The sequence below is a fragment of the Sporosarcina sp. NCCP-2716 genome, assembly GCF_023707985.1.
Taxonomy (GTDB): domain Bacteria; phylum Bacillota; class Bacilli; order Bacillales_A; family Planococcaceae; genus Sporosarcina.
Genome location: NZ_BRCF01000002.1, coordinates 237,657 through 258,688 on the forward strand (window position 1 = coordinate 237,657; position 21,032 = coordinate 258,688).

General features: G+C 57.1%; 20 protein-coding genes and 1 other annotated feature. Of the genes, 4 read left to right on the top strand and 16 right to left on the bottom strand.

The features are described 5' to 3' along the window. Position 1 precedes the first annotated feature (1 nt). Positions 2-331 (top strand): MGMT family protein, encoded by a 330-nt coding sequence (locus NFU03_RS05020; RefSeq protein WP_251636627.1) that lies wholly within the window; start codon positions 2-4, stop codon positions 329-331. Between the two features lie 251 nt (positions 332-582). Here the strand turns inward: NFU03_RS05020 and NFU03_RS05025 are convergent, their stop codons facing one another. The 10 genes from NFU03_RS05025 to NFU03_RS05070 form a co-directional block, all read right to left on the bottom strand. After that, positions 583-1,056: an acyl-CoA thioesterase gene (locus NFU03_RS05025; protein ID WP_251636629.1), complete on the bottom strand. Its 474-nt coding sequence runs from the start codon at positions 1,054-1,056 to the stop codon at positions 583-585. A gap of 42 nt (positions 1,057-1,098) precedes the next feature. Further along, complete coding sequence (locus NFU03_RS05030; protein WP_251636631.1) at positions 1,099-2,043, bottom strand: C40 family peptidase; 945 nt, start codon at positions 2,041-2,043, stop codon at positions 1,099-1,101. Positions 2,044-2,066: 23 nt separating this feature from the next. Then, on the bottom strand, positions 2,067-2,987 hold the full coding sequence (locus tag NFU03_RS05035; RefSeq protein ID WP_251636633.1) for a S66 peptidase family protein: 921 nt from the start codon (positions 2,985-2,987) through the stop codon (positions 2,067-2,069). A gap of 143 nt (positions 2,988-3,130) precedes the next feature. Beyond that, the gene (locus tag NFU03_RS05040; RefSeq protein WP_251636635.1) at positions 3,131-4,087 is read right to left on the bottom strand and encodes a DUF4003 family protein; all 957 of its coding nucleotides are present in this window, start codon (positions 4,085-4,087) and stop codon (positions 3,131-3,133) included. Between the two features lie 35 nt (positions 4,088-4,122). Continuing rightward, positions 4,123-4,920: a tryptophan synthase subunit alpha gene (trpA, locus tag NFU03_RS05045; RefSeq protein WP_251636638.1), complete on the bottom strand. Its 798-nt coding sequence runs from the start codon at positions 4,918-4,920 to the stop codon at positions 4,123-4,125. Further along, entirely contained in the window at positions 4,917-6,113 is a 1,197-nt protein-coding gene (gene trpB / locus NFU03_RS05050; RefSeq protein WP_251636640.1) for a tryptophan synthase subunit beta, read from the bottom strand. Before trpB ends, trpA begins: the two co-directional genes overlap by 4 nt. Positions 6,114-6,125: 12 nt before the next feature. Further along, a complete protein-coding gene (locus tag NFU03_RS05055; RefSeq protein ID WP_251636641.1) occupies positions 6,126-6,734 on the bottom strand; it encodes a phosphoribosylanthranilate isomerase in 609 nt (202 codons plus the stop codon). Beyond that, entirely contained in the window at positions 6,731-7,528 is a 798-nt protein-coding gene (trpC, locus tag NFU03_RS05060) for an indole-3-glycerol phosphate synthase TrpC (protein WP_251636643.1), read from the bottom strand. The genes NFU03_RS05055 and trpC overlap by 4 nt, the downstream gene beginning before the upstream one ends. Continuing rightward, positions 7,525-8,556 carry an anthranilate phosphoribosyltransferase gene (gene trpD, locus NFU03_RS05065; protein ID WP_251636645.1) on the bottom strand — a complete coding sequence of 344 codons (1,032 nt, stop codon included), beginning with the start codon at positions 8,554-8,556 and terminating at the stop codon, positions 7,525-7,527. Before trpD ends, trpC begins: the two co-directional genes overlap by 4 nt. A gap of 65 nt (positions 8,557-8,621) precedes the next feature. Next, positions 8,622-10,001 carry an anthranilate synthase component I family protein gene (locus tag NFU03_RS05070; RefSeq protein ID WP_251636647.1) on the bottom strand — a complete coding sequence of 460 codons (1,380 nt, stop codon included), beginning with the start codon at positions 9,999-10,001 and terminating at the stop codon, positions 8,622-8,624. A gap of 66 nt (positions 10,002-10,067) precedes the next feature. Next, positions 10,068-10,301, bottom strand: a binding site (T-box leader). A gap of 216 nt (positions 10,302-10,517) precedes the next feature. On the opposite strand from NFU03_RS05070, the gene rluF reads away from it, so the two are divergent. Beyond that, positions 10,518-11,222: a 23S rRNA pseudouridine(2604) synthase RluF gene (gene rluF, locus NFU03_RS05075; protein WP_251636893.1), complete on the top strand. Its 705-nt coding sequence runs from the start codon at positions 10,518-10,520 to the stop codon at positions 11,220-11,222. A gap of 51 nt (positions 11,223-11,273) precedes the next feature. Here rluF and NFU03_RS05080 read toward each other — a convergent pair whose 3' ends face one another. The 4 genes from NFU03_RS05080 to NFU03_RS05095 all read right to left on the bottom strand — a co-directional run bounded on the left by NFU03_RS05080 (position 11,274) and on the right by NFU03_RS05095 (position 14,520). Beyond that, positions 11,274-11,999, bottom strand: coding sequence for an amino acid ABC transporter ATP-binding protein (locus NFU03_RS05080; protein ID WP_251636650.1), 726 nt, complete (start codon positions 11,997-11,999; stop codon positions 11,274-11,276). A gap of 15 nt (positions 12,000-12,014) precedes the next feature. Then, the gene (locus tag NFU03_RS05085) at positions 12,015-12,680 is read right to left on the bottom strand and encodes an amino acid ABC transporter permease (protein ID WP_251636652.1); all 666 of its coding nucleotides are present in this window, start codon (positions 12,678-12,680) and stop codon (positions 12,015-12,017) included. 39 nt (positions 12,681-12,719) lie between these two features. Further along, a complete protein-coding gene (locus NFU03_RS05090; RefSeq protein ID WP_251636654.1) occupies positions 12,720-13,556 on the bottom strand; it encodes a transporter substrate-binding domain-containing protein in 837 nt (278 codons plus the stop codon). 142 nt (positions 13,557-13,698) lie between these two features. Then, a complete protein-coding gene (locus NFU03_RS05095; RefSeq protein ID WP_251636656.1) occupies positions 13,699-14,520 on the bottom strand; it encodes a transporter substrate-binding domain-containing protein in 822 nt (273 codons plus the stop codon). 187 nt (positions 14,521-14,707) lie between these two features. Here NFU03_RS05095 and mgtE point away from each other — a divergent pair, with 187 nt between their 5' ends. After that, positions 14,708-16,090 carry a magnesium transporter gene (gene mgtE / locus NFU03_RS05100; protein WP_251636658.1) on the top strand — a complete coding sequence of 461 codons (1,383 nt, stop codon included), beginning with the start codon at positions 14,708-14,710 and terminating at the stop codon, positions 16,088-16,090. Positions 16,091-16,152: 62 nt separating this feature from the next. On the opposite strand, the gene NFU03_RS05105 is transcribed toward mgtE, so the two are convergent. Both NFU03_RS05105 and scpC read right to left on the bottom strand, forming a co-directional pair. After that, positions 16,153-16,770: an NAD(P)-dependent oxidoreductase gene (locus NFU03_RS05105; protein ID WP_251636660.1), complete on the bottom strand. Its 618-nt coding sequence runs from the start codon at positions 16,768-16,770 to the stop codon at positions 16,153-16,155. After that, positions 16,767-18,287: a succinyl-CoA:acetate CoA-transferase ScpC gene (scpC, locus tag NFU03_RS05110; protein WP_251636662.1), complete on the bottom strand. Its 1,521-nt coding sequence runs from the start codon at positions 18,285-18,287 to the stop codon at positions 16,767-16,769. The genes NFU03_RS05105 and scpC overlap by 4 nt, the downstream gene beginning before the upstream one ends. Before the next feature lie 310 nt (positions 18,288-18,597). Between scpC and NFU03_RS05115 the strand changes: the two genes are divergently transcribed. After that, the gene (locus NFU03_RS05115; protein ID WP_251636663.1) at positions 18,598-21,021 is read left to right on the top strand and encodes a sensor domain-containing protein; all 2,424 of its coding nucleotides are present in this window, start codon (positions 18,598-18,600) and stop codon (positions 21,019-21,021) included. The last annotated feature ends 11 nt before the right edge of the window (positions 21,022-21,032 follow it).

Here is a 21,032-nt window from a genome sequence, read left to right on the forward strand (position 1 = left end):
GATGAATCCATTCACTGCGAAGACAGTTCAGCTGATCCGGTCGATCCCTGAAGGCCGCGTCATGACGTACGGACAGGTGGCGGCGGCTGCAGGGAACCGCCGGGCTGCGCGGCAGGTTGTGCGCGTCCTCCATTCCATGAGTGCGGCGGAGCAGCTGCCATGGCACCGGATCATCAACGCGAAAGGCGGTATTTCCGCGCCAGCAGACGCAGCAGGGAAAGGGATCCTCCAGCGGGACCTGCTCGAAGCGGAAGGGATCGTTTTCCGGGAAGACGGCACGGTCGACCTGGAAGCCTGCCGGTGGTTCCCGCCTGACGCTGAGATGGAGTGATCCCGGCCGGCCGTGGCCGCAGCGGGACGGCTGGCCGATCCGCCATTGAAGGATCGGGGCCGGCATGGTAAAGTTAAGACAATGATCTGGCAAAGGAGGGGCTTCTACATGTGGTTCGTATATATTATGTTTGCTTTGTTTGCTTTCATCCTTGTTGGAAGTGTGGCAGGAGTCGCACTGTCATACAAAAACCATAAATAATACAAAAAAGGCTGCTGCAGGAGGGAGTACCCCTCTTGCGGCAGCCTTTTTCAATGTTCCATTTCCATGCGCTGTTTGCGGTGGAGACGCCGGGCCGGAGCCGTTTCGAAAATGCGTTTTTCCCCTTCGCTTTCCGGGATGACGCCAGGTACGGGTGTCGGGCGGTTGTCCGGTCCCATCGCAACCATCGTCAGGAACGATTCCGTCGTCATCTTCCGTTCGTTCGTCAGCGGGTTTGCTGAGTGCACCATGACATACACTTCCATGGATGTCCTGCCTGTCGAGCTTACATTCGCTTCCAGTTCCAGTACATCCCCGACGACAGCGGATGACAGGAAGTCGACAGAATCGATCGAGGCGGTGACGACAGGTGTCCGGGCATGCTTCATGGCAGTGATCGCTGCGATTTCATCGATATAGGCAAGCACCTTCCCGCCGAAGATCGTGTCCAGATGGTTCGCATCCGGCGGCAGGACGAGTTTCGTTTGGATAGTTCTGGAGTCGCTCATTTTACGTGGTTCCATCATTTCAGCTCCTTGCATTCTATTCCTTCCGGGCCGGCAGGTTTACAGTGTCTGTCCCTGCCCGCTGAACCGGCGCACGGCACACAGTCTGCCGGCATAAGGGGTGTTTTCCAGTTTACTCAGCTCGACGGTTCCGCTCTTGCTGGACGTGGCGTGGATCATCTGGTCGTCGCCGTAGTAGAAGCCGACATGTGTAATATTACCGGAGTTCTCCCCTGTGAAGAACAGAAGATCTCCGCGCCGCCAGCTTTCCGGTTCATCGACCGCGACGGCTTCTCCTTCAGCCACCTGGTCGTTCGCGTCCCGGGAGATGTACATACCGCTTGCTTTCATCATATTATACGTCAAGCCTGAGCAGTCATACCCGTACGATGACATGCCTCCCCAGAAGTACGGAAGATCGAGGAAATCGACAGCCCGTTCCGCTGCCTCCTGCGCGGTTTTCTTCTTAAACCGGTGGATGGAAGGGGCGGTGTCTATGTCTGCTGCACGGAGGAGCCGGCGGCCGTGCGGCGTGGCGACAGCCGCCCAGCCGTCCTCCATGCCGAGCAGCGGCAGGATCGAATTGAACGGGATGACGAGTGTGTCGGGCGTCCGGTCCGCAAGCCATACTTGACACTTCGGCACGTCGACCCGCACAACCCCTTCCGGATCATCGAGCGGTACCGCTTCCTTCAGCTGGGCAGCAGGCACGAAGCCCGGATAGCCGCGCTCATCTTTACTGGAAGGCTGCCAGACCGCAATAATTTTCGCCCAGCCGTTGTCGATCGACTCGACAATGACCGGCTCCCCGTAGAGAAGCTGGCTCTGCACACGACTTTCTTTACAGAGGGCGAACCGCTGCTCCAGATCCATGGCGGCTAGCCAGCTGTTCATGCTGAGTGGCTCTGCAATCCCTGCTGCATCCATTGGGCGCGCCGACTCCGGTGATGTCCAGATGGTCGCGACAGGCACCGTACACTCCCACATCGTCTCTAGCTGTTGCATGATTGATCAGCCTCCTGTTTTCGTTACTCCACGCCCGGCAGGATCGTCAGCGTCTTGGCATCCGCATCCAGCCTGGACAGTGTTCCGAGCGGCACCGCGAAATGCGGTTCGCAGTGGCCGATCTTGAAGCCGCTGACAACCGGCTTGCCGAGTGACCCTGTGTAGAATTCAAGCACTTCCTCCAAACTGAGGGACGGTTCCTTCTTCGGCTCCGCTTTCGCAAAATCACCGATGACAATCCCGGCCGCATCCGCGAATTTGCCGGCCAGCCGGAGCTGGTTCATGAGATTATCGACGCGGTACGGTTCTTCCCCTACGTCCTCGATGAGCAGGATCTTCCCTTTCGTGTCGACTTCGAATTTCGTACCGATTCCGCTCGCAAGGAGCGACAGGTTGCCGCCGGTCAGTTCACCCGAGGCAACCCCTCCTGCTACTGTTTTCAGCGGGCCGATCTCCTCCGTATAATGCAGTTCCATCGGTTCGAACAGCTGCTGGAACAGCTTCGCTGACAGTTCATGGAACGTGTCTTTGCCAACGCAGGAAGCGAGCATCGGTCCGTGGAAAGTGACGAGCTCGGAATACGTTCCGATCGCTGTATGTAAATAGGTGATGTCGCTGAATCCCCAGAAGACTTTCGGGTTTTCCCGGATCAGCTGATAGTCGAGCCTGTCGGCGTAGCGGGCGGATCCATAGCCACCGCCAGCACATAAGATGCCGTCGATGTCCGGATCGGCGAACATGGCCTCGATATCCGCAAGCCGATCGTCATCCGTGCCGGCCAAATAACCGTTGACGTCTTTGACGTGCCGGCCGAGTTTCCATTTCAGGCCGAGTTTTTCGAGGAATGCATACGAACGTTCGAGACTTTCCTGGTTCGGCGGGCTGGCGGGTGCAACGATTCCAATCGTGTCGCCCGGCTGCAGCCGTTTCGGTAGTAGGTTCAATCGACTTCCTCCTTCGTTTGTCTGGCTGCTTTCCAGTCTATCATATTATCAGGGAAAGCAGAAAAGCCTTGCCGCATCGAAAAGGGCAGCTCCGCCAGTGAGTGGTGAACACCTGGCGGCACTGCCCGGCTTATGTAGGGGGATCAGGGGAGGGCAGCCGTTGAGCCGGATACGATTGAAGCGACCGAAGCTCCCATGACGGCCTGCCGGATGATGAAGAGGGTCGGCCTCGGGATTTCGGCAAACTCCCCTCTTTCCATCAGCTGCTGGAGCAAGTAGCCTGTTCCGAATGAAAACGCCGCCGCACGCCGCAGCTTGAACAGCTCCTCTTTCGCGAGGAAATTCGTGAGGCTGATCAGCTGTTCGACCTGGTCATCGCTGCATTCCAGAATGGCGAGGAAACCGATGAGCGGATAATGGATCGGCTTCAAATTGACCCGCTTCCGGATATGGGTCATCAGTTCCCGTGAACGGACTGCGTGTTCTTCCTTGTAACTGCAGCAGTCGATGGTCAGCACCTGTGACAGCCACTGCAGTTCCGCACCCGATTTGAAGCCGCTGCCGTTCAGCTCATCATAATACTTCCTCATCAGTGCCGCCTGCTCTTTCGGATCGTTCTTCAGCTTCCCGAGCAGCATGGCGTATGAATAGTCCTCGTCCGACGTCAGCAGGAAATGCTGTTTTTTCATGGCTGTGTAAAGACGCTTCGCCTGCACCGCCTCGGACTGGAAGGAGCCGGGGGTGGGCGACATCAGCAGCGCCGCGAGGAACGAATGGACGGTGTTCTTGAATCCCGCTCTCCTGAGCACTTGCTGGCGTTTGAACAGCCCGTCGACCGCCTCGTCCGCGGGAAGCCGGCCCGTATCGAGGAACGACGCAAGCAGCGGCAGGAAATTGCCTCGTACCGGGGACAGCCAGCCGACCCGCTTCTTCAGGGCGTCCATCGTCCTTGAGAAACTTTCCGCATCGAAGTCATGCTGGGCCAGTACATAATAGACCGCCGTCGTCAGGACGTCTTTTTCATCGACCGACCATCCTGCGAGTGACGTCACTTTTTCATGTGTCCAGGTGATTTCGGCGTTCACTGTGTTCCACTCCATCCCTTCCCCCTCCTTCCATTATTGGTACGCAGCAGTCAGGAAAAAGTTTCATATTGGGGCAGTCGGCGCCTCCCTGCTCCTGCCAGTTCCCTGATTATGTCCAGGTCCCCTGTCCGGAAGGCTTCCACAACTGCGCTGCCGACGATGACGCCGTCCGCCAGCTTTTGGAATTTCTCGACTTGTGCAGGGTTCGAGATTCCGAAACCGGCGAGCACAGGTATTTCCGACGCCTCCTTTAGCTTTGCCAGATGGTCACCCAGGCCGCTGCCGAAACTGTTCCGCTCCCCTGTAATGCCGTTGACGGTCACCGCATAGATGAACCCTTCCGCCTCTTCAGCGATCATGGCTACCCGTTCCGGGGAACTCATCAGGGATACGAGCGGGATGAGGGCGATTCCGCTCCCCGTCATTTCGACTGTCAGAAGGGATCGTTCCTCATGGGGCAAGTCCGGAACGATCAGCCCCAACACGCCCGCCCGGCGGCACTCTCCGAGGAAATGAGGGATGCCCATGGCGATGATCGGATTCAAATACGTCATGACGATAAGAGGAATATCATGGGACCGTTCCGCCAGGCAGTCCAGCACTTTCCGCAAGGTCGTGCCTGCCGAGAGGGCCCGTTCCCCCGCCTGCTGGATCACTTCCCCGTCAGCTGACGGATCGGAAAAGGGGATGCCGATTTCGACGGCATCCGCACCCGCGGCCGCTAAGAATTCGATACGGCCATGCAGCGCGCCGATTCCTCCGTCTCCGGCCATCATGTAGGGGACGAAGATCTGCTGCCCGGCTTGTTTCTTCTCCTGTAAGATCCGTGTGAGCGCCTGTTCCTTCATACAATCCCACCTCCGGATACGTTGCGCACAGTGTGCATGTCTTTGTCACCGCGCCCTGACAGGCAGACCACAACGATTTCTTCCGGCGTCAGTTCCGCAGCCAGCCGGCACGCGAAATGCACTGCGTGGGCACTTTCGAGCGCCGGGATGATCCCTTCCGTGCGCGACAGCAGTTTCAGCCCTTCGAGCGCCTCTGCATCGGTCGCGGCTGTGTAGGTCACTCTGCCGGTCTCGTGGAGATGGCAGTGCTCGGGGCCGGCCGCCGGATAATCGAGACCGGCCGAGATCGAGTGCGCCTCCTGGATCATGCCATCATCGTCTTGCAGGACATACATATACGCTCCGTGCAGGACGCCTTCCTTGGCTTCTGCCATCGCCGAAGCGTGCTGCCCGGAAGCAAGTCCGCTGCCGGCCGCCTCCACGCCGAAGAGCGCCACCCCCGAATCGTCCACGAACGGGTGGAACATGCCGATCGCATTGCTGCCGCCGCCGATACAGGCGACGACCGCGTCAGGCAGACGGCCTTCCTTCTCGATTATCTGCCGTTTCGTCTCCTGCCCGATCACCTGCTGGAAATCACGCACGATTTTCGGAAATGGATGGGGGCCGAGAGCGGAGCCCAGAATATAATGGGTGTCCCCGACATTCGCGACCCAGTAGCGCATCGCTTCGTTCACGGCGTCTTTCAGGGTGCCTGCCCCCTTATCGACTTCCTCGACGCGCGCGCCGAGCAGCTGCATGCGGAACACATTCAGCTCCTGGCGGCGTATGTCCTCCTTGCCCATGAACACAACACATTCGAGTCCGAGGAGCGCGCACGCTGTCGCTGTCGCCACGCCGTGCTGGCCGGCACCCGTTTCCGCCACGATTTTCCGTTTGCCCATCCGCTTCGCGAGCAGTGCCTGCCCGAGTGCATTGTTGATCTTATGGGCGCCGGTATGGTTCAGATCTTCGCGCTTCAGATAGATCTTCGCCCCGCCTGCAACAGCCGTCAGCCGCTCAGCGAAATAGAGGGGGTTCTCCCGCCCGACAAAGTCTTTCAGATAACCATCGAGTTCTTCCCGAAATGTTCCGTCCTTCATCGCACGTTCGTGGGCTTCCTCCAGTTCCGTCAGTGCGCCCATCAATGTCTCCGGGACATATTGTCCGCCGAATCGTCCATACCTTCCTTTACCCTCCGCTGCTTGAATCATGCTCATCTCTCCTCACTTTGTCTGCTTGACCCGGCGGATGAATGCCCGGATCAGCTGCTCGTCTTTCCTCTTGTTCCGCTCCACACCGCTCGACACGTCGACCATCATCGGCCGCAGCCGTCGGATCGCTTCACTGACATTCCCTTCGTCGAGCCCGCCCGCCAGTACGAACGGCCGGCCGGCAAACCCCGCTTCCTCCAGCAGCTGCCAGTCGAATGTCCTGCCGCTGCCTCCGCGATGATCAATACCCGGTGCGTCGAAGAGCGGCCAGGCGGCGAATCCCGCGGCCGGCTCCAAGTCCGTTACCGTCCGGATGGAAAAGGATTTCATGGCAGGGAGGCCGATTGCCCGGATTTCCTCATCTGTTTCGTCCCCGTGATACTGGATCATGTCGAGCGGGACGGTTTCGGCAATGCGCCGTATCTCTGCAGGCGGGGCATCCGCAAACACGCCGATCTTCAGGACAGATGCCGGGATGTCCGCCGCAAGTTCTGCCGCTTTCTCAGGGGTGATCCGTCTCGCGGACGGCGCAAAGACGAAACCGATTGCATCAGCTCCGGCATCGACAGCAGCCTTCACATGCACTGCCTCGGACAGCCCGCAGATCTTCACCTTCGTCATCTCCCGGCCCCCTCCCCCGTCACCTGCAGGGAGCGGATCGCCTGTTCCGGGCTGCCGCTTCTCATCAGCGCTTCCCCGACCAGCACGCCGGAAGCACCAGCCGCTGCTGCACGGCGGGCATCGGCCGGTCCCATGATCCCGCTTTCGCTGATCAAGACATGGCCGCTGTCACTTGGGACTGCATGCGCCAGCTGTTCGGTCATCGCCAGGTCGACAGTGAACGTCCGCAGATCCCTGTTGTTGACACCGATGATCCGGGCGCCCGCCGTGAGCACACGGGTCAATTCCTGTTCACTGTGGACTTCCATGATCACTTCCATGCCGAGCGCCCCGGCATAGCTGTGCAGCGCACGCAGTTCCGCATCCTGCAAGACGGCCGCGATCAGCAGGATGACGGACGCCCCCGCCGCTTTCGCCCGGTCGATCTGGATCGGATGGATGATGAAGTCCTTGCACAGGATCGGCGTACGGACCGCTTGCGCCACAGTCCGAAGATCGTCATAGGAGCCGTTGAAAAAGGAATGATCCGTCAGCACAGAGATGCATGCCGCACCGGCAGCCTCGTAGCACACCGCCTGTTTAACAGGGTCCACCCCGTCCCGGATGATGCCTTTCGAGGGCGAGGCGCGTTTGATCTCCGCGATGACTTGCAGGTGTTCCGTCTGTTGCAATGTGCTGAACAGCGACGGGCGAGCCGGCAGATCCTGCACCGGTGCCTGCACCGCCGCCCCTCCTTCGAGAAGCGCAGCCACTTCCCGCTCTTTCTCACGGATGATGTCATCGAGAATCGTCATCTGGCCGCCGCCCCCTTTCTCGCTCCTTCACAGAATCCGATGACATTGTCCAGCTGCTGCTGCGCCCTGCCGCTGCGGATGCACTCCTCTGCCAGGGCAACCCCTTCCCGGATGGTGCCGGCTGTCCCTTCCGCAAAGAGGCCGATGCCGGCATTCAGGGCGACGGTATCCGCTTTCGGTCCGCGCTCCCCGGCGAATACGGAGCGGATGATCCGTGCGTTTTCATCCGCGTCCCCTCCCTGTACGGTGTGCAGCGCCGCCTGCTGCAGACCCACGTCTTCAGGTGCCAGTGTGAACGGGATCAGATCCCCGCCGTCCACAAACACCAGCGTGTTCCGGCCGGCAAGTGATGCTTCATCCAGACCGCCGGCGCCCGAGACGACAACGGCACGCCGGCGTCCGAGCATCCTGAGGGCGGCGGCATACTCCATGACGAATCCGCTGCGCGGGATGCCGGTATACTGGGCATGCAGATCCGCAGGGCTGGCGAGAGGGCCGACCATGTTGAAGACGGTCGGACGGGCCAGCTGCCGGCGGATCACCCCGATGCGCTTCAGTTTCGGGTGGACGGCAGGCGCGAACAAGAACGTCATCCCCGTCCGTCTCATCATATCCGCCCTTTCTTCCGCCGACAGATCAGCCGGGATGCCGAGGGCTTCCAATACATCATGGCTGCCGGCTGCGCTCGATATTTTCCGGTTGCCATGCTTCGCGACACGGACACCGCAGGCCGCCAGCACGAACGCGGAAGCTGTACTGATGTTGAAACTGCCCGAACAGTCTCCCCCCGTCCCGCAATTATCGAAATACGTCCCTTCCGGCAGCGGCGGCTGGATTGCATGGCGCCTCATCACGCCGGCAAGTGCTGCTACTTCCTCGGCCGTCTCTTTCTTTTCAGCTATTGCTTGCAGGAAAAGTGCGATGCTGCCTGCGTCCGTGCTGTCCGTAAACATCAGTTCCGACGCCTGTTCCATTTCCAGGGAGGTCAAATTCCGTCCGCGCCGTATCTGTTCGATATAATTCTTCACGTCTCATCTCTCCTGTCTCTTCTCTTCAGTTCTCTTCTCTTCGCTTCCGTCTTCTTCCATTTCACTCAGACCTGCCCGAGCGACGTCAGCGATCTCGCCTTATGGACCGTCTCCAGCAGTTCGCGGTGCGGATCGGATGCGGCGACGATGCCCGCACCTGCCTGCACGACCGCCGTATTCCCCCGGACCACCATCGTCCGGATGGCGAGCGCCGCGTCAAGATTGCCGTTGAAACCGACGTATCCGACAGCTCCGCCATAGACTCCGCGGGGCGTCCGTTCGATAGTGCGGATGAATTCCATTGCGGCGGCTTTCGGGCTGCCGGTGACAGTCCCTGCCGGCAGACACGCCCGGAATGCATCCATTGCATGCTTCCCTGCCGCAAGCCTTCCTTCGAGTTCGGAGACGAGATGCATGACGTGTTCATAGCGCACGGTTGCCTGCCGCGCGGTCACCCGGACGCTGCCCGCCTCACAGAACTGTTCCATTTCGTGTCTGCTGAGTTCGACGAGCATCTCGTGTTCCGCCAGCTCTTTCGGATCGTTCCGAAGCGACTGCTCGAGTGCTTCATCTTCCGCGCGATCCCTCCCGCGCGGCCGGGTGCCGGCGATCGGATTCGTCCGGATGATGCCATTCTCCGCTTTGACGAGGCTTTCCGGAGACGCCCCGAGAATGATCTGATCGTCGAACTCCATGTAGTACATGTACGGGGATGGATTCCTTTCGCGAAGCTGTTCATACAGACGGACCGGATTCCCTGTCAGCTCCGCCTCCATCCGCCTGGACAGGACGATCTGCTCCGCTTCCCCTTTCCATATGGCATGCAGCGCAGCCTGCACATCCTCCTCGAACTCGCTTTCCGGCAGCGCACTCCGGAATTCGGACAACACCGCTGCCTCTTTCATCCGACCGGTTCCCGGATCCTCCGCCAGCAAACGGTCCTCGAGCAATCCGAGATCTGCTGTGCGATTCTCCAGGCCGGTTTCCGTATGGATGAGTGTGATTTCCCCAAGCAGATGATCATAGACGGCCACCGTGTTGTACACGTGGAAGAATGCGAGCGGTTCCGTGCGTTCCTCCCGCTTCCTGCCCGGGTCCCCGGCTTCATAACAGCAGCAGCCGACCGCCCCGCCGGCGAACGGGAAAACGGTTCCGCTGTCAATGCTCGGGATCAGCTGTTTCAGCAGATCGAACAGATCGCCTTCATGGGAAATCGTCACGCCGGTCCGGTGATCCGTTTCCCGGATCCCTTCCGCACTGCCGATGAACGATTTGACAGGCTCCGAGCCGATAAACGAAAAACGTCCGCGCCCGTTACTTTCCGCTGAACTCTCCAGCAGGAATTTCCTTGTCCCCGGCAGGCGCTCCATGATCCCGAGCGGCGTCAGCCCTCTGCCGCTCAATTTCTTCGTTGTCACTCTCGCACTTGTTTGTTGTTCCATCATTTCCGTCTCTCCCGTCTGTCGGACAACGTCAAAAAAGTCCCCTGCCGGAAGACGTGTAGTCTCCTGACAGAGGACGGATTGATCCGCGTTGCCACCTCTATTGGAATGCATGCGCATCCCCTCTTTGTGTGCTGTGTCTGCACTTCCCGTAACGCGGGAACCACGTCCGAAAAAGACCCATGACAGGCCAATCCCGGCTCTCCTAAGCCCATTCACATCACAAGACCGATCGGTTCCCACCATCCCCGACTCTCTGGACGCGCCTTCTATGATGCTACTCCTCTTATTCAATGATTTCTCAGCTATGCTCTTCTCTGCTAATCTCAGCTCTCCGTGGGTGGTCCCGCTCCCGGTCCCGTCTGCCCATCTGAAAGTTGTCTCCCATCTTACCGCCTCTCTTCCTCGTTGTCAATCATTTTCTTTTCGGAATTGGTTGACTACTTGTAAGGGGATTGGATTACAGATGAAAAACGAGCTACAATAGAACAAAATGCAAGCTGAAGAGGTGAACGAATGATGCGCATCAATAAGTTTTTAAGCGAAGCCGGCATCGTCTCCCGGCGCGGTGCAGACAAATGGATCGAAGACGGCCGCGTCGTCATTAACGGGCAGCCCGCAGAACTCGGCAGCAAAGTCCTGACCGGCGACGTGGTCGAAGTGGATGGAAAACCGGTTGCGGCACAAGAACAGCTCGTCTACATCATGCTGAACAAACCTGTCGGGATCACAAGCACGACGGAGCGCCACGTCAAGGGGAATGTCGTAGACTTCGTCAATCATCCGCTGCGCATTTTCCATATCGGACGGCTCGATAAAGACTCCGATGGCCTGCTGCTGCTGACGAATGACGGTGACATCGTCAATGAAATCCTCCGTGAAGAACACGGACATGAGAAGGAATACATCGTCACGGTTGACCGGCCGATCACCGACGAATTTGTCCGATCCATGGAGCGCGGTGTCCCGATCCTCGAAACGGTGACGAAACCGTGCAAAGTGAAAAAGCTCGGCGCCCGGAAGTTCAATATTACGCTGACACAAGGGCTGAACCGCCAGATCCGCCGCATGTGCACGGCACTCGGCTATAACGTTGTCAGCCTTCGCAGAACCCGCATCATGAACCTGACGCTCGGCGATCTGCCGGTCGGACAGTGGCGGGATCTCACGGACGCTGAACGTCAGAAGCTGTTCCGCGAACTGGCGTACACCCCGAAACGCTGAAAACCCGCTGTCCCCGTCAAGTTGACCGGGACAGCGGGTTTTTTCGGTCCTTCAGACATTGACCATCTCCAGAAACTGACGTGTCCGTTCGTTCGTGGAATGGTTGAAGAACGTATCGGGATCGGCATCCTCGATGATGACGCCTTCGTTCAGCATGATGATACGGTCCGCTACTTCCTTTGCGAACTTCATCTCATGCGTGACGACGACCATCGTCATGCCGTCTTCCGCCAGCTCTTTCATGACCTGCAGCACTTCCCCGACGAGCTCCGGGTCGAGCGCGGACGTCGGTTCGTCGAACAGGAGCGCTTTCGGTTCCATCGCAAGGGCTCTCGCGATCGCAACTCGCTGTTTCTGCCCGCCCGACAGTTTGTTCGGATAGACGTCCGCCTTATCGGACAGCCCGACTTTGCCTAAAATGTCGAGGGCATTCGCTTTCGCCTTGGCCTTATCCATCTTCTTCACCATGATGGGCGCCTCCATGACGTTTTCCAGAACCGTCTTATGCGGGAACAGGTTGAAGTGCTGGAAGACCATACCGACTTCCGCCCGCACTTTGGACAAATCGTCCTTTTTCTGGTCGACCCGTTTGCCGTCGATTGTGATGACCCCGTCGTTCGTCAGCTCCAGGAAGTTTAGGCAGCGGAGGAAGGTACTTTTTCCTGACCCGCTCACGCCGACCATGACAACCACTTCGCCCGGGTGCACTTCCATGTCGATCCCTTTCAGGACTTCCAGCTTGCCGAATGACTTATGGATGTTTTCTGCTTTAATCATCGTTTTCGCCCTCCATTATTTGTCCACGTCCAGTTTGTTTTCATACCAGCGCAGCAATGCCGTGAAGATCATCACGAGCACCAGATAATAGAAACCGACCACGAGGAACGTCTCGAGCGGCAGGAACGAGGAAGCGGCTTCCCGGTTCGCAAGCCCGAACAATTCCGAGACTCCGATTACATAGACGAGTGATGAGTCTTTCAATGTGATGATGAACTGATTGCCGAGCGGCGGGATTGCACGGCGCAGTGCCTGCGGGAAGATGATCCGGCGCATCGTCTGTGTCCGGTTCATGCCGAGGGCGAGACTGGCTTCGCGCTGTCCCCTGTCGACACCCTGGATCGACCCGCGGAAGATTTCCGCAATATAGGCACCATTGTGGATACCGAGAGCGATCGCCCCTGCCCAGAAGTTCGACAGGATGATGATCGACGTGATTCCATAGTACAGAAACATGATTTGCACGATGAGCGGTGTCCCGCGGATAATCGTTATATAGAGGTTTGCAATCGTTTGCAGGATCTTGGAGTGCGAGATCTTCATGAGCGCAAACACGATACCGAGGAAGGTTCCGACGACGACAGCAATCGCAGTGATTTCGATCGTCAGCAGGCCTGCCTGCAAAAACCCTTTATATGTTCTCATGAATACATCATAGATGGTCACTAGTAATTCAGGCACCGGCACACCTACTCTCTGTCAAATACGCAGTTAAGTCACTCATTCCAGCAGCTCGACACCTTCCAGATCGATGTCCAAGAGGTCACGGTCGAACCATTTCTCTGAAATCTCCTTGTATTTCCCTTCGTCGATCAGCTCTTTCAGTGCTTTGTCGATCGCTTTTGTCAGCTCTTTGTTGTCTTTGCGGACAGCGATGGACGGCTGTTCCACCCACAGCGGTTTGCCGACTTCTTTGATAGCGAAACCGTTGTCAACTGCTTCGTAGCCGACGATGTCAGCTGTGATGACCGCGTCCAGGCGGTTTTCAACCGTCAGGTCTTTCAGCGCCACGACGTCACTGCTGTAATACTGGATGTTATCCGACAGTTCTTTCGCCGGCTCTTCGTAGGTGGATTGGGCCACGACCCCGATCTTCTTGCCTTTTAAGTCTTCCGGGCTTTTGATTTCGTCGTTATCTTTCGCGACCCAGATCATCCCGCCCGAGTAATAGTATGGCTCCGTGAAATCGGCCTGCTCGGCACGCTTCTTCGTGTAGGCCATGGAACCGATGATGGCGTCGAACTTTTTCGCTACCAATCCCTGCAGGATCGTTTCGAACGGATTGGTGACCGGTTGAGGATCAAGACCGAGTTTGTCGGCGATCGCTTCACCGATTTCCACGTCGAACCCTGTCAGTTTCCCGTTCTCTTCATAGCTGAACGGCTTATACACGCCGCTTGCCGCAAACGTGAACTTCCCTTTTTTCACTAATTCGTAGCCGGCATCCTCTGAACCATCCTTCGTGCCGGATGTGTTGCCGTCATCTTTTTTACCGCACGCGGCGAGGACCAAGACAGCTGCTGCCAGCATGAGCAGCATCATTTTTAGTTTTCCCATTCTCCCGAACTCCCCTTTTAGTTAGCCAGTCGGCTATTTTTTTCACACCTTACCTTGCAAATACCCCAATCGAATTCACTTAAACAAGAAAATTAGAAAAACAGTAATCTCCCTGTAATATTTTGAAATATAAGTGGTTTCCTCACTCCAGCAGCTCGACCCCTTCCAGATCGATATCGAGTAAATCGCGGTCGAACCACTTCATCGAGATTTCGTTGTACGTCCCGTCGTCGATCAGTTCCTGGAGGGCATCGTCGATGGCCTGGCGGAGTTCGTCGTTGTCCTTCCTGACAGCGATCGACGGCTGCTCCACCCACAGCGGCTTGCCGACTTCTTTGATGGCGAAACCTTTGTCGATCGCTTCATAACCGACGATATCGGCTGTGATGACTGCGTCGAGCCGGTTGCCGACGGTCAGATCCTTCAGTGCCACAAGGTCGGCACTGTAGTACTGGAGATCATCGGAAAGCGTTTCGGCCGGTTTCTCGTAAGTCGTTTCCGCCCCGACACCGATCTTCTTGCCTTTCACATCATCGGGGGTCTTGATGTCGTTATTGTCTTTTGCGACCCAGATCATACCGCCTGAATAGTAGTAGGGTTTCGTGAAGGACGCCTGTTCGGCACGTTTCTTCGTATAGGCCATGGAACCGATGATCGCATCATATTTCTTCGCAACCAGGCCCGGCAGGATGGTTTGGAATGGGTTTGTTACGGGGTCCGGTTCAAGACCGAGTTTTTCGGCGATCGCTTCTCCGATTTCGATATCAAAGCCTGTCAGTTTACCATTCTCTTCGTAGTTGAACGGTTTGTATTCCCCGCTCGAAGCGAATGTCAGCTTCCCTTTCTTCACTAAGTCGTACGAGTCCTCTTCCTCTCCGCTCGCAGTGCCTCCGCTGCCGCTGCAGGCACCAAGCAGGACAGCCCCTGCAAGCAGCATACTGCCGATAGTAAATTTCCTTCTCAAATCGATCCTCTCCTTTTTAAAGTTACCGTCTATTAAAACATGAAAAGTCTGAAATGTGAAATTTTCTTCGGTTCGTCCTTCTCTATTTCCGATCTGCTTCCATAGCTTTGTTTTCTTTCCGGCAAGTTAGGGCATACACCAAATACATAGTAACGGTAACGTTCGACCATTCGCGGAGGTGAAGGATTTGGCTCTATTCAAGAAGGAAAAACAACAGGAGAATTGGGATAAGGAAAAATTGGACCGTGCAATCATCCGCGTGCTCAGTGAAGGGAAGAAAGATATGTTCCTGGAGATCGTCCACGGTCTGACGCTCCATGATCTGGCAACCCATTACAAGGAACTGCCGAAGAAACGGAAGCCCCTCTTCCTGGAGTGGCTGTCCATCGATCAGATCACCGGTCTGCTGCGCTACTTGAGCAAGGATGAGCAGCTTGCCGTCCTTGAGCGTATCGGCCCTGACCGCTCCACTGAAATCCTACATAAGATGCAGAGCAATGATCTCGCCTTTTTACTGACAGGCCTTTCGAAAGCCAAAGTGGATGACCTGATCGCCCAGATGAGGCGCGAAGAGATGGAATCGATTCTCCACATCATGGACTATCCGCCGAAAACAGCGGGCCGGGTCATGACGAACCGGTATATCCCGGTGGCGCCTGACGTAACGGTCGGTGAGGCGGAGGAGAAACTGAAGACATTCGAGAACCTTGCACACTTCGTGAACTACTTATATGTCGTGGATGAAGAGCAGCGGCTGATCGGCATCGTGACATTCCGGGATCTCCTGCTTTCCGATGACGACAAACATATCAGGGACATCATGCGGGATCAGCCGATCACCGTGGATGTGCAGATGAAGCAGGAGGAAGTGGCCCGCATTATCGGACAGTTCGATTTCGAGGCGATCCCTGTGACGACAGGCGACCAAGTGCTCGTCGGCACGATTTCAGGCGATCAGGTGCTCGATATCGTCGTGCGGGAAGCGGATGAAGATATCGAAATGCTCCTCGCCACCGGCAAGTCGATCGACTTCCGGACGAAACCGCTCACCGCGGCGAGGCGCAGGCTTCCCTGGCTGATCCTCCTGCTGTTCATCGGTCTGGTCTCCGGAAGCATCATCTCCAAGTTCGAAGACACGCTGGAAGCGGTCGTCGCCCTTGCGTTCTTTATGCCGATGATTGCCGGGATGACCGGGAACACAGGCACCCAGTCACTCGCAGTCGTCGTGCGCGGACTGGCTTCCGAGGAGATGACGTGGAAAAAAGCGACCAAGCTCATCGTCCGCGAACTATTTGTCGGAATTATGATCGGTGTGACATGCGGCCTGCTGATCGCCGTCATCGCGTTCTTCTGGCAAGGCAGCGCCGTGCTCGGCTTCGTCGTCGGCATCTCCCTGCTCTGTACGCTGATCATCGGGACATTCGCCGGAACGGTCATCCCGCTCATCCTGAACAAATTCAAAGTCGATCCAGCGGTAGCATCCGGTCCCCTGATCACGACGCTGAACGATATCCTGTCGCTGCTGATCTACTTCGGCATCGCGACGATGTTCCTGTCGAAACTCACATAACGTAAAAAAAACCGGCGTACACAAGACCTGCAGGGTTTGTGTACGCCGGTTTTCTGTTTTCCTTAATACGCGATCCCGACCCGGTGCCGCACGTGGCCGTTTTCGCTCAGTTCTTGGACCGCGAAGTGCGCGGTATCCCCTGTCGAAATCCGGTCGCCGCCCTCCGGCAGCCAATCGTCTTCGATCCGGTACGTGCCTGTATCCTTACCGTCCGGCAGATACGTCGGACAGACGATCGTCCATTCCAATGCCGAATCGGCGAGTGCCCGGTAGGCTGCGTGGTGTTCTTCCGCTGCCCTCGTCAGCTTGCGGTTCGAATCCCCTGCCTCATACCTGAGGCGGCCGGACTCCAGCCGGCTCTGCAGGATGCCCGCCGTCCCGATCGTCAGGATTCGCCGGATCTGCAAGCCTTCCATCGCCGCAATCATATGAGGGACCGCTTCGCTGAGGACAGTCGATTTGTCCGTCCCGAGCGCACTCGCCACGCAGTCCGCCCCCTGTACGGTGTTATGGACATCCGCTCCGTTTTTCGCATCTCCCGTAACGACGGTCAGCTGCGGGTGGGATTCCAGTTTGCCGGCGTCACGCACGAGCACGGTCACTTCATGTCCTTCCGCCAGCAGCTGACGGAGCATCTTGGATCCGACGCGTCCTGTACTTCCGAATAGGGCAACCTTCATGATGACATCACTTCTTCCCGTGATTCGCGCATCGTCCCGGTTTCTGAGAGCCGGATATGCCAGCCGAGCGCTTTTTCGAGAATATGCGGTGTGTGGCCGCCCCGGCTCAGCGCCTCTTCGTAATAAGCCCACAGCTGATCACGGTACGACGGGTGGGCACAGCGGTCGATGATAAGCGGCACCCGCTCTTTCGGTGCCAGCCCCCTCAGATCGGCATACCCTTGTTCCGTGACGATGATGTCGACGTCATGCTCCGTATGGTCGACGTGGGAAACGAACGGCACACAGCTCGAAACGTCCCCTTTTTTCGCCAGCGATTTCGTGACGAAGATCGCAAGGCGTGCATTCCGTGCAAAATCCCCAGAGCCTCCGATTCCGTTCATCATCTTCGTCCCTGTCACGTGAGTGGAGTTGACATTGCCGTATATATCGAACTCGAGCGCAGTGTTGATGGAGATTGTGCCGAGCCGCCTGATCACTTCCGGGTGATTGGAAATTTCCTGCGGCCTCATGATGATCTTCTCTTTGTAGAATGCGAGATTGTTCCGCAACTTGTCCATCCGCTCTGCCGTCACTGTGATCGACGTACAGGAAGCGGACTTTACCTTGCCGGCATCGATCAGTTCGAATACGGAATCCTGCAGCACTTCCGAGTAGAGTTCCAAGTTTTCGAATTCCGAGTCGAGCAGGCCGTGCAGCACTGCATTCGCCTGTGATCCGATACCGGACTGGAGCGGCGCGAGCTCGTTCGTCAGACGACCGGCTGCGATTTCAAAACGGAGGAAGGCGAGCAGATGCCCCGCCATCACTTCCGTCTCTTCGTCAGGCTGGTCGATCGTCGAGAACGAATCGTACTCTTCTGTCAGCACAATCCCGGCGATCTTGTCAGGGTCGACAGGGATTCCATATGTACCGATCCGCTCGTCAGGATGCATGAGCGGAATCGGTTCGCGGTCCCCGAGCACTCCCGGATCATAGACGTCGTGGACACCTTCCCATTCCGTAGAGTGCGCGACGTTGATCTCGACGATGATCGACTTCGCGTGCTCCGCGAAGATCAGGGAATTGCCGATCGAGGTGGACGGGATGATGGCGCCGTCCTCCGCAATCGCCACCGCCTCGATGACTGCGTAATCGATCTGAGGCAGCACGCCGCCCCGCACGAGTTCAGATGTATCCGACAGATGGTGGTCGACGAACAGCAGCTCCCCCCGGTTGATGCCTTTCCGCATCGTGGCATCCGCCTGGAATGGCAGGCGCTTGTTCACGATACCCGCCTCCGTGAACAGTTTGTCGATATCGTGGCCGAGCGATGCGCCCGTGAAGACGTTCACCTTGAACTCCTCATCCGCCGCCCGCTTCACCAGTGCCTCCGGAATCGCCTTCGCGTCACCGGCACGCGTGAATCCGCTCAAACCAAGTGTCATTCCGTCCTGTATCCAGGATGCGGCTTCGTCTGCCGTCACCACTTTCCCGCGTAACGATTCCCTTCTGATCCGTTCCAACTGTCCTTCCATATCCGACCGCTCCTTAGCGTTTTTTTGCCTGCTCATCTTCTTGCCGTTCATCGTGAAGAATGGGCCAGACAGACCGATATATTCCATATACAGCTATTCACTCTTCATGATACCGTTCCGTCCCGGTTCCCGCAACCGGACTGGAAAGTGTCTGACAAGTGGTGACTATGAAACTATGGACAAATCATAGTTCTTTCACAAATGCCCCTTACAAGGTCTAAAGATATAGTGTTATACTGGAAGAAATAGAACTATAGTATATGAACGCTCCACCTGTTCCGTAACTATGCCGAAGAGAGGATCTTGTCAAATGGTTCTTAGAGAAACCCACAACCTGCACTCCATGACGCAGTTACTAGACGAAACGTTTTGTGTCTCCATGATCGACAAGGACGGCAGGATCATCTATGTCAACGAGCGCTTCTGTGAGACATCCAAATATGCAGAATACGAGCTGCTTCACCAGACATACGGCGTCCTGAACCCGGCTTACTGCAACGAGTCCTTCCTGACGGCGCTACAGCTGGTGGTGGACAGCCATGGCCTCTGGCAGGAGCAGGTCAGGAGCATCGCGAAAGACGGAACGCCGTACTGGGTGCTTGCGACCGTCGTCCCTGTCAGAGACGACAGCGGCCAACCGACCCACTACATCTCCGTCGACATCGATATAACGGCCGAACAGCTGACGACCGAGCGGTACACCCGCACGCTGCAAGTGCTCCACAACCTGGAGTCCGCGCTCGATCATGCCTCGGTGATCGCGGTGACAGATGCAGCAGGCGTCATCCAGTACGTGAACCCGAAGTTCTGCGAGCTCTCCAAATACTCGGAAGACGAACTGCTCGGCAAAACCCACAGAATCATCAACTCCGGATTCCACCCGCAAGCGTTTTTCGAGGACATGTGGTCGACGATCCGGCGCGGTGAGATCTGGCGCGGTGAAGTGAAGAACCGGGCGAAAGACGGTTCGTTCTATTGGATGAACACGACGATCGTCCCGTTCACCGACGCCGAGGGGAAACCGTTCGAATTCATCTCGATCCGTACGGACATCACTGCCCGCATCGAAGCCGAACAGGCATTGGAAAGTGCCTTGAAGAACGATTTCCGGACTACGGTGAAAAACCTGCAGAATGCTATCTTCAAGTATGAGCAGGATGCGTTGGGCCGTATTGAAATCACCCTGCTTGAAGGGAAGATGTGCGAAAAGATCGGGCTCACTTCCGCGCGGCTGAATGCCCGGGGGGATGGTAACCCATTCACCCCATCCGAACGGGCTTATTTGCGCGCCTATCTGTACGCGGCACTCGACGGGGAGCCGTGCCAGTTCGAATTCGCCTACTCGGACAGGACTGTCATCATCTACTTGTCCCCTGTCCTGGAAAACGGGACCGTGCTGGAAGTCGTCGGCACGTGTGTCGATATTACAGATAGGAAGAAAGCGGAGAAGCAGGTCGAGCATATGGCCTATTACGATGCACTGACCGGCCTCGCCAACCGCCGTCTGTTCAAGTCGGAAGTGACGCAGGCGATCGAGCGCCGCAAGCCGCATTTCTCACTTCTCTATTTGGATTTGGACCGTTTCAAGAACATCAACGACTCGCTCGGACACTACATTGGCGATAAAGTCCTGAAAGCCGTCGCGGAGCGTCTTGAGAAATGTCTTGGGCCGGACGACCTGGCAGGCCGGCTCGGCGGCGACGAATTCGTCATCATGCTGAAGGAAACGGCCATGGACCGGGTCAACTCGGCTGCGCTGCGCATTATCGAGGAGATCTCCGCCCCGTTCTCATTCGACTCGCTCGAAGTCTATATCACACCGAGCATCGGGGTCAGCCGGTTCCCTGCGGACGGGGAAGACTACGACACCCTCATGAGGAATGCGGACACAGCGCTGTTCGTCGCGAAAGAGCATGGCAAGTGCACACACCGCTTCTTCACCGAGGAAATGAACAACGATATGATCGAGAAGACCCTGCTCGAGATGGACTTGCGCCAGGCGCTCAGCAGGAACGAACTCAGTCTCCACTACCAGCCCCAATACGATATGAAAACCGGCCGCATGACAGGCGTGGAAGCATTGGCACGGTGGACTCATACGAAGAAAGGGCCGATTTCCCCGGGGCAGTTCATCCCGATTGCGGAAGAGAGCGGGCTGATCCTGCCAATCGGCGCCTGGGTGATGGAAACGGCATGCCGTCAGGCGAAACAATGGCAGGATGAAGGCCTCCTCGCTGTCCGGATGAGCGTTAATGTCTCGATACGCCAGTTCAAACAGCCGACGTTCGTCAATGATGTACTGCACATACTGAAGAAAACCGGCCTGGAACCCCGCTTCCTGAACATCGAGATCACGGAAAGCATGACGACCGACGTCCTGTACTCCCAGAAGATCCTCCAGCGGCTCCATGAGGAAGGCATCCATGTGAGCATCGATGATTTCGGCACCGGCTATTCGTCGCTCAGCTATCTGAGCACATTCCCGATCACCCACCTGAAGATCGACCAAGTGTTCCTGAAGGACTTGAGCAGCAGCAACACCGCGATCATCAAGACGATCATCGAACTCGCGAAGAACCTGGATATCGACGTTATCGCCGAGGGTGTGGAAACGGACGCACAGGCTTCCTTCCTGAGCACACTCCGGTGCGACGAAGTGCAGGGCTTCCTGTACTCCCGCCCGCTGACACCCGAAGCCCTCACCGAGCTCCTGGCGGCGACCGAGCACGTATGACAGAACAGGAC

Excerpts from the sequence above, each read along its gene's own strand:
- NFU03_RS05040 (WP_251636635.1), bottom strand. The coding sequence starts at position 4,087 with ATGGAGTGGAACACAGTGAACGCCGAAATCACCTGGACACATGAAAAA.
- scpC (WP_251636662.1), bottom strand. The coding sequence starts at position 18,287 with ATGGAAGGACAGTTGGAACGGATCAGAAGGGAATCGTTACGCGGGAAA.
- trpB (WP_251636640.1), bottom strand. The coding sequence starts at position 6,113 with ATGATTCAAGCAGCGGAGGGTAAAGGAAGGTATGGACGATTCGGCGGA.
- NFU03_RS05020 (WP_251636627.1), top strand. The coding sequence starts at position 2 with ATGAATCCATTCACTGCGAAGACAGTTCAGCTGATCCGGTCGATCCCT.
- NFU03_RS05070 (WP_251636647.1), bottom strand. The coding sequence starts at position 10,001 with ATGATGGAACAACAAACAAGTGCGAGAGTGACAACGAAGAAATTGAGC.
- NFU03_RS05025 (WP_251636629.1), bottom strand. The coding sequence starts at position 1,056 with ATGGAACCACGTAAAATGAGCGACTCCAGAACTATCCAAACGAAACTC.
- NFU03_RS05115 (WP_251636663.1), top strand. The coding sequence starts at position 18,598 with ATGGTTCTTAGAGAAACCCACAACCTGCACTCCATGACGCAGTTACTA.
- NFU03_RS05030 (WP_251636631.1), bottom strand. The coding sequence starts at position 2,043 with ATGCAACAGCTAGAGACGATGTGGGAGTGTACGGTGCCTGTCGCGACC.
- NFU03_RS05090 (WP_251636654.1), bottom strand. The coding sequence starts at position 13,556 with ATGGGAAAACTAAAAATGATGCTGCTCATGCTGGCAGCAGCTGTCTTG.
- trpC (WP_251636643.1), bottom strand. The coding sequence starts at position 7,528 with ATGACGATTCTCGATGACATCATCCGTGAGAAAGAGCGGGAAGTGGCT.
- rluF (WP_251636893.1), top strand. The coding sequence starts at position 10,518 with ATGCGCATCAATAAGTTTTTAAGCGAAGCCGGCATCGTCTCCCGGCGC.
- NFU03_RS05080 (WP_251636650.1), bottom strand. The coding sequence starts at position 11,999 with ATGATTAAAGCAGAAAACATCCATAAGTCATTCGGCAAGCTGGAAGTC.
- NFU03_RS05055 (WP_251636641.1), bottom strand. The coding sequence starts at position 6,734 with ATGACGAAGGTGAAGATCTGCGGGCTGTCCGAGGCAGTGCATGTGAAG.
- trpA (WP_251636638.1), bottom strand. The coding sequence starts at position 4,920 with ATGAAGGAACAGGCGCTCACACGGATCTTACAGGAGAAGAAACAAGCC.
- NFU03_RS05105 (WP_251636660.1), bottom strand. The coding sequence starts at position 16,770 with ATGAAGGTTGCCCTATTCGGAAGTACAGGACGCGTCGGATCCAAGATG.